The 6,299-nt window shown below is 38.6% G+C and carries 6 protein-coding genes; all 6 read left to right on the forward strand.

The genetic code is table 11. The features are described 5' to 3' along the window. The first annotated feature begins 66 nt into the window (after positions 1-66). The 6 genes from dltD (PAN06_RS12625) to dltD (PAN06_RS12650) all read left to right on the forward strand — a co-directional run bounded on the left by dltD (PAN06_RS12625) (position 67) and on the right by dltD (PAN06_RS12650) (position 6,147). Positions 67-1,239, forward strand: coding sequence for a D-alanyl-lipoteichoic acid biosynthesis protein DltD (dltD, locus tag PAN06_RS12625; RefSeq protein ID WP_064276803.1), 1,173 nt, complete (start codon positions 67-69; stop codon positions 1,237-1,239). Positions 1,240-1,689: 450 nt separating this feature from the next. Then, positions 1,690-1,821, forward strand: a complete 132-nt coding sequence (locus PAN06_RS12630; RefSeq protein WP_004262018.1) for a teichoic acid D-Ala incorporation-associated protein DltX — start codon at positions 1,690-1,692, stop codon at positions 1,819-1,821. 20 nt (positions 1,822-1,841) lie between these two features. Beyond that, on the forward strand, positions 1,842-3,392 hold the full coding sequence (gene dltA, locus PAN06_RS12635; protein ID WP_020902149.1) for a D-alanine--poly(phosphoribitol) ligase subunit DltA: 1,551 nt from the start codon (positions 1,842-1,844) through the stop codon (positions 3,390-3,392). Beyond that, positions 3,389-4,633, forward strand: a complete 1,245-nt coding sequence (dltB, locus tag PAN06_RS12640; protein ID WP_261116707.1) for a D-alanyl-lipoteichoic acid biosynthesis protein DltB — start codon at positions 3,389-3,391, stop codon at positions 4,631-4,633. The genes dltA and dltB overlap by 4 nt, the downstream gene beginning before the upstream one ends. A gap of 13 nt (positions 4,634-4,646) precedes the next feature. Next, positions 4,647-4,886, forward strand: a complete 240-nt coding sequence (gene dltC / locus PAN06_RS12645) for a D-alanine--poly(phosphoribitol) ligase subunit DltC (protein ID WP_000351967.1) — start codon at positions 4,647-4,649, stop codon at positions 4,884-4,886. After that, the gene (dltD, locus tag PAN06_RS12650) at positions 4,879-6,147 is read left to right on the forward strand and encodes a D-alanyl-lipoteichoic acid biosynthesis protein DltD (RefSeq protein WP_269796495.1); all 1,269 of its coding nucleotides are present in this window, start codon (positions 4,879-4,881) and stop codon (positions 6,145-6,147) included. Before dltC ends, dltD (PAN06_RS12650) begins: the two co-directional genes overlap by 8 nt. The last annotated feature ends 152 nt before the right edge of the window (positions 6,148-6,299 follow it).

The raw sequence follows: 6,299 nt of genomic DNA on the forward strand, positions 1-6,299 counted from the left end.
TACGATTTTAAAGAGATAAGAAATTGAAAAGAGATTGGACGGATCGAAGGGATAGGATAAAACGAGATGATTAAACTAAAAGCATTTTTGCTATCGCTTGTGCTCGTAATTGCGACGCTTGCCCTTTTAAATGTGACATACGTCAAGAAGATTGATGATTATTATAAAGTAAAGGATAACAGTATTCGCTATAGCACTTCGTATGAAAAGTATAAAAGTAGAGATATTCTGACAAGCAATATTACTCCCAATACATTTGTTTTATTGGGATCATCTGAGTTGGTTGCGACGATAAATGAAGACTATCATCCCAATAAAATTTTTAACTACAACGATTTTAATATCATGCAGATTGGGACCAGTTATTCACAAAACATCATTCAGGCTACGACCTTGGGTTCTATTGAAGGATCTATGACTAAGCGAAAAGTGGCTATAATAGAGTCGGTTCAGTGGTTTGAAAAAGATGGGACTCATCAGGATGCCTTTTTGAATAAGGCTTCTCAGGAACATATTTTTCAGACACTCTCTAATAAGAAAATTAGCAAAGATACCAAGGAAAAACTTATTGATAGAATTATTGAAATAACTAAAGGGAATAAGCTTCAAAATGACCTTTATAAGAAATATAAGAGCTACTTCATAGAAGGTAAAGGAACCTTTATTGATAAGAAGTTATTAGAGTTAGATAATACGATTTATTCCTTTAAACTCAAACAGATTTTTTATCAAAAACATGCCAAATCAGATTATCCTTCACTAGGGGATAAAACTCCAGACTATGATTGGGAGAAAATGACGAATCAGTTTGTAGAAGAGGTCAAAAAGAAAACAGACAATAATGATTATGCTGTTGATAATAACTACTACAATACTTACTTAAAAGATCGCTATGCATCGTTGAAAGATTCCAATAAAGATTTGAGCTATCTGGAGTCACCAGAGTATTCAGATATGGAACTCTTCTTGACAGTTGCCAAGGAATTGGGCATTGAAGTTGAGGTCATTATTTTCCCAGTAAACGGGAAGTGGAACGACTACACAGGTGTTTCAAGAGAGATGCGGGAAAAAACTTACAAAAAAATAGAAGATGTTGCAAAAAGCCATGGTGCAACAGTACTAAACTATGGAAACAGAGAGTATGATGATTACTTTTTATTTGACGTGATGCACGTTGGAGTGAAAGGATGGATGGAAGTTGAAAAAGAACTTTACAAATTTGCAAACCAAGATAACTAACACACACCGTTTAATCTTGTGGACGTTATTTTTCTATACGGTTATCTTAAGCATCGTGATTTATTGTTTTGTGACCGATTTTTCGAACATTCAAGAATTTATCTATAGTGAATTTTAGGATTACATACTATAAAAAACTCTAGATAAAGGGAACTGCACCGATAAAGTGAGACATAAGATAAGGCTCTATAATATTTATAGTGGAGACATCCTCTATAGGTAGTATGGAGCCTACTTTATTGTAGCCCCATATAATTTATACTGAAAAGCATTCAAGCTATCATTAGAAAGAATCATATGGAACAAATTAATATTACTGAAACGTAGTGAAAATAGACGGGTAAACAATTGAAAAACTAGTCTATAAAGTGGTATAATAGCAGAAAAATAAATTAGTAAGAAATTGATTTTATTTTAGCGAAAAATTATAGAAATGAATGGTTTTTCTTGATGAAACAGAGAAAAGAATTGTACCTCTTTTTTGGTCGGACAGCCTTGTATTTTATTATCTTTCTAGGGCTACTTTACTTTTTTAGCTATCTTGGTCAGGGTCAAGGAAGCTTTATCTATAATGAATTTTAACTTGAAGGAGAATCCTTATTATGTCAAATAAACCAATAGTAGATATGATTGAAACTATTGAGCATTTTGCTCAGACCCAGCCTAGCTATCCTGTTTACAATGTTTTGGGGCAGGAACACACTTATGGAGATTTGAAAGCTGATTCGGATAGTTTGGCTGCAGCCATTGACCAACTAGGCTTGCCTGAGAAGTCTCCTGTGGTTGTTTTTGGAGGCCAAGAGTATGAGATGTTGGCAACTTTTGTAGCGCTGACTAAGTCAGGTCATGCCTACATTCCAATTGATAGCCATTCGGCTTTGGAGCGAGTTTCAGCTATTTTAGAAGTAGCGGAGCCAAGTTTGATTATTGCCATCTCAGATTTTCCATTGGAGCAGGTTTCTACGCCAATGATGACTCTAGCTCAGGCTCAAGAAGCCTTTGTTCAAGGGACAAGCTATGAGATCACGCATCCAGTCAAGGGCGATGATAACTACTACATTATCTTTACTTCTGGTACAACTGGTAAGCCTAAGGGAGTGCAGATTTCACATGATAACCTCCTCAGCTTTACCAACTGGATGATTACGGACAAGGAATTTGCGACGCCAAGTCGTCCGCAAATGCTGGCTCAGCCCCCTTATTCTTTTGACTTGTCTGTCATGTACTGGGCACCGACATTAGCACTTGGTGGTACACTTTTCGCTCTTCCTTCAGCTATTACACAGGACTTTAAGCAACTCTTTGCGACCATCTTTTCATTGCCAATCGCTATCTGGACATCAACCCCTTCTTTTGCGGATATGGCCATGTTGTCTGAAGACTTTAATAGTAAGAAAATGCCTGGAATCACGCATTTCTACTTTGATGGCGAAGAATTGACGGTTAAAACAGCTCAAAAACTGCGCGAGCGTTTCCCAAATGCCCGTATTATCAATGCTTACGGCCCAACAGAAGCGACAGTGGCCCTGTCAGCAGTTGCCGTGACAGATGAGATGCTAGCGACTCTCAAACGTCTACCAATCGGCTATACCAAGGCTGATTCTCCAACCTTTATCATTGACGAGGAAGGAAATAAACTGCCAAATGGCGAACAGGGAGAAATCATTGTTTCTGGACCAGCTGTTTCAAAAGGATATATGAACAATCCTGAAAAAACAGGGGAAGCCTTCTTTGAGTTTGAAGGTCTACCAGCCTACCATACAGGAGATGTGGGAACTATGACAGATGAAGGCTTGCTTCTCTACGGAGGACGCATGGACTTCCAGATTAAGTTTAACGGTTACCGCATTGAGTTAGAAGATGTCTCTCAAAATCTTAACAAGTCTCGCTATATTGAGTCTGCTGTCGCTGTTCCGCGCTATAATAAAGACCACAAGGTGCAAAATCTTCTAGCCTATGTCATCTTAAAAGATGGTGTTCGTGAGCAGTTTGAGCGTGATATCGATATTACCAAGGCCATTAAGGAAGACTTGACAGATATTATGATGTCTTATATGATGCCGTCCAAATTCCTTTATCGAGACAGTTTGCCACTGACTCCAAATGGAAAAATTGATATCAAAGGATTGATTAATGAGGTAAATAGGAGATGATGGAGTTCTTTAAACAGCTTCCTCATTTAGAGCCATACGGCAATCCTCAGTATTTTGTCTATGTGATTGTTGCAACCTTGCCCATCTTTATCGGCCTCTTTTTCAAGAAACGCTTTGCCTGGTACGAGGTATTGGTTAGTCTCTTCTTTATCGTTACCATGCTGGTAGGTGGGAAGACTAATCAATTGGCTGCCTTGGGCATTTATCTGTGCTGGGAAATATTGCTCTTGCTTTTCTATAAGCACTATCGAAAAAGTAAGGATGGTAAGTGGGTTTTCTACCTAGTTAGTTTTCTGTCCCTACTTCCGATTATCTTTGTCAAGGTGCAGCCAGCTATCAATGGAACGCAGTCTTTGCTTGGCTTTTTGGGTATTTCTTACCTGACCTTTCGTTCGGTTGGGATTATCATCGAGCTGAGAGATGGAGTGATTAAGGATTTTACCCTCTGGGAATTCCTCCGTTTTCTTCTCTTCATGCCGACCTTTTCAAGTGGCCCAATCGATCGCTTTAAGCGTTTTAATGAAAATTATCAGACCATTCCTGAGCGGGATGAGTTGATGGATATGTTGGATGAATCTGTTCGCTATATTATGTGGGGATTTTTGTACAAGTTTATCCTGGCTCATATTTTAGGAGAAACTTTACTACCTCCTCTGAAGAATCTAGCCCTGCAGTCAGGTGGCTTCTTTAACCACTATGCCTTGGCAGTCATGTATACCTTTGGTCTGGAGCTTTTCTTTGACTTTGCAGGTTACTCTATGTTTGCCTTAGCCATTTCAAATTTGATGGGAATTCGTAGCCCTATCAACTTTAATAAGCCTTTTTTATCAAAGGATTTAAAGGAATTTTGGAATCGCTGGCACATGAGTCTCTCTTTCTGGTTCCGTGACTTTGTCTTTATGCGAATGGTCATGGTATTGACCAGAAAGAAGGTCTTTAAGAATCGCAATGTCACTTCAAGTGTGGCCTACATTATAAATATGCTGATTATGGGATTTTGGCACGGTGTGACCTGGTACTACATCGCCTATGGGCTCTTTCATGGGATTGGACTGGTCATCAATGACGCTTGGGGTCGTAAGAAAAAAACACTCAATAAGGAACGGAAAAAAGCAGGGAAAGCTGCTCTACCTGAGAATCGCTGGATTCAGTTGCTTGGCATGGTTGTCACATTCCATGTCGTCATGCTATCATTCTTGATCTTTTCTGGATTTTTGAATGATTTATGGTTTAAAAAATAAAAGGAAATAAAATATGGATATCAAATCAGAAGTTATCGAAATTATTGATGAGTTGTTTATGGAAGATGTTTCTGACATGATGGATGAAGATCTTTTTGATGCCGGTGTCTTGGATAGTATGGGAACGGTTGAGTTGATTGTGGAGATTGAAAACCGTTTTGACATTCGTGTCCCTGTAACAGAGTTTGGTCGTGACGACTGGAATACAGCCAATAAAATCATAGCTGGTATTGTGGAGCTACAAAATGCTTAAACGCTTATGGATGATCTTCGGACCGGTCTTGATAGCTGGTTTGTTGATTTGTCTGCTTATCTTTTTCTATCCTACTGAGATGAATCATGATCTGGGAGCTGAGAAGCGTTCAGCGGTGGCTACTACCATTGAAAGTTTTAAGGAGCGGAGTCAAAAGGTCAGAGCCCTATCTGATCCAAACATGCGTTTTGTTCCCTTCTTTGGCTCCAGTGAATGGCTTCGTTTTGACAGTGCTCATCCTGCAGTCTTGGCTGAGAAATACAATCGCTCCTACCGTCCTTATCTTTTAGGACAGAGAGGAGCTGCTTCACTCAATCAGTATTTTGGGATGCAACAGATGTTGCCACAACTGGAGAATAAACAAGTTGTGTATGTTATCTCACCTCAGTGGTTCAGTAAAAATGGCTATGAGCCAGCAGCTTTCCAGGAATATTTTAATGGAGACCAGTTGACCAGTTTTCTGGAACATCAATCTGGAGATCAGGCTAGTCAATATGCAGCGACTCGCTTACTACAGCAGTTTCCCAACGTAGCTATGAAGGAACTGGTTCAGAAGTTGGCAAGTAAAGAAGAATTGTCGAAAGCAGACAATGAAATGATTGAATTATTGGCTCGGTTTAATGAACACCAAGCTTCCTTTTTTGGTCAGTTTTCTGTTAGGGGATATGTCAATTATGATAAGTATGTGGGTAGATATTTAAAAACCTTACCAGAACAGTTTTCTTATCAAGCCATAGAAGATATTGTTAAAGCAGATGCAGAAAAGAATACTTCTAATAATGATTTAGGAATGGAAAATTATTTCTATACTACTCAGATTAAAAAGGACTTGAAGAAATTAAAAGGTTCTCAGAAAACACATACCTATCTCAAGTCGCCAGAGTATAATGACTTGCAGTTGGTTTTAACACAGTTTTCTAAATCTAAGGTCAACCCGATTTTTATCATTCCACCTGTTAATAAAAAATGGATGGACTATGCTGGTCTACGAGAGGATATGTACCAACAAACGGTGCAGAAGATTCGCTACCAGTTAGAAAGTCAAGGTTTTACTAATATAGCAGATTTTTCTAAGGATGGAGGGGAGCCTTTTTTTATGAAGGATACCATTCATCTGGGTTGGTTGGGTTGGTTGGCATTTGACAAGGCCGTTGATCCTTTCCTATCCAATCCCACTCCAGCTCCGATGTACCATCTGAATGAGCGCTTTTTCAGTAAAGACTGGGCGACTTATGATGGAGATGTCAAGGAATTTCAATAGATAATAGTATGGAAGAGTTCAAGAATGAAACTGGTTTTCACGTTTTTTCTTGACTCTTTTTTTGGTTGTGATATAATTAACCAGTAAATAATTCTTCAAAGAATAGTATTTTCTCTTAAAAAAGAGAAGTCCAAAAGGAAAGGAGTCAGATA

It is taken from the genome of Streptococcus sp. SM3 (assembly GCF_027497875.1).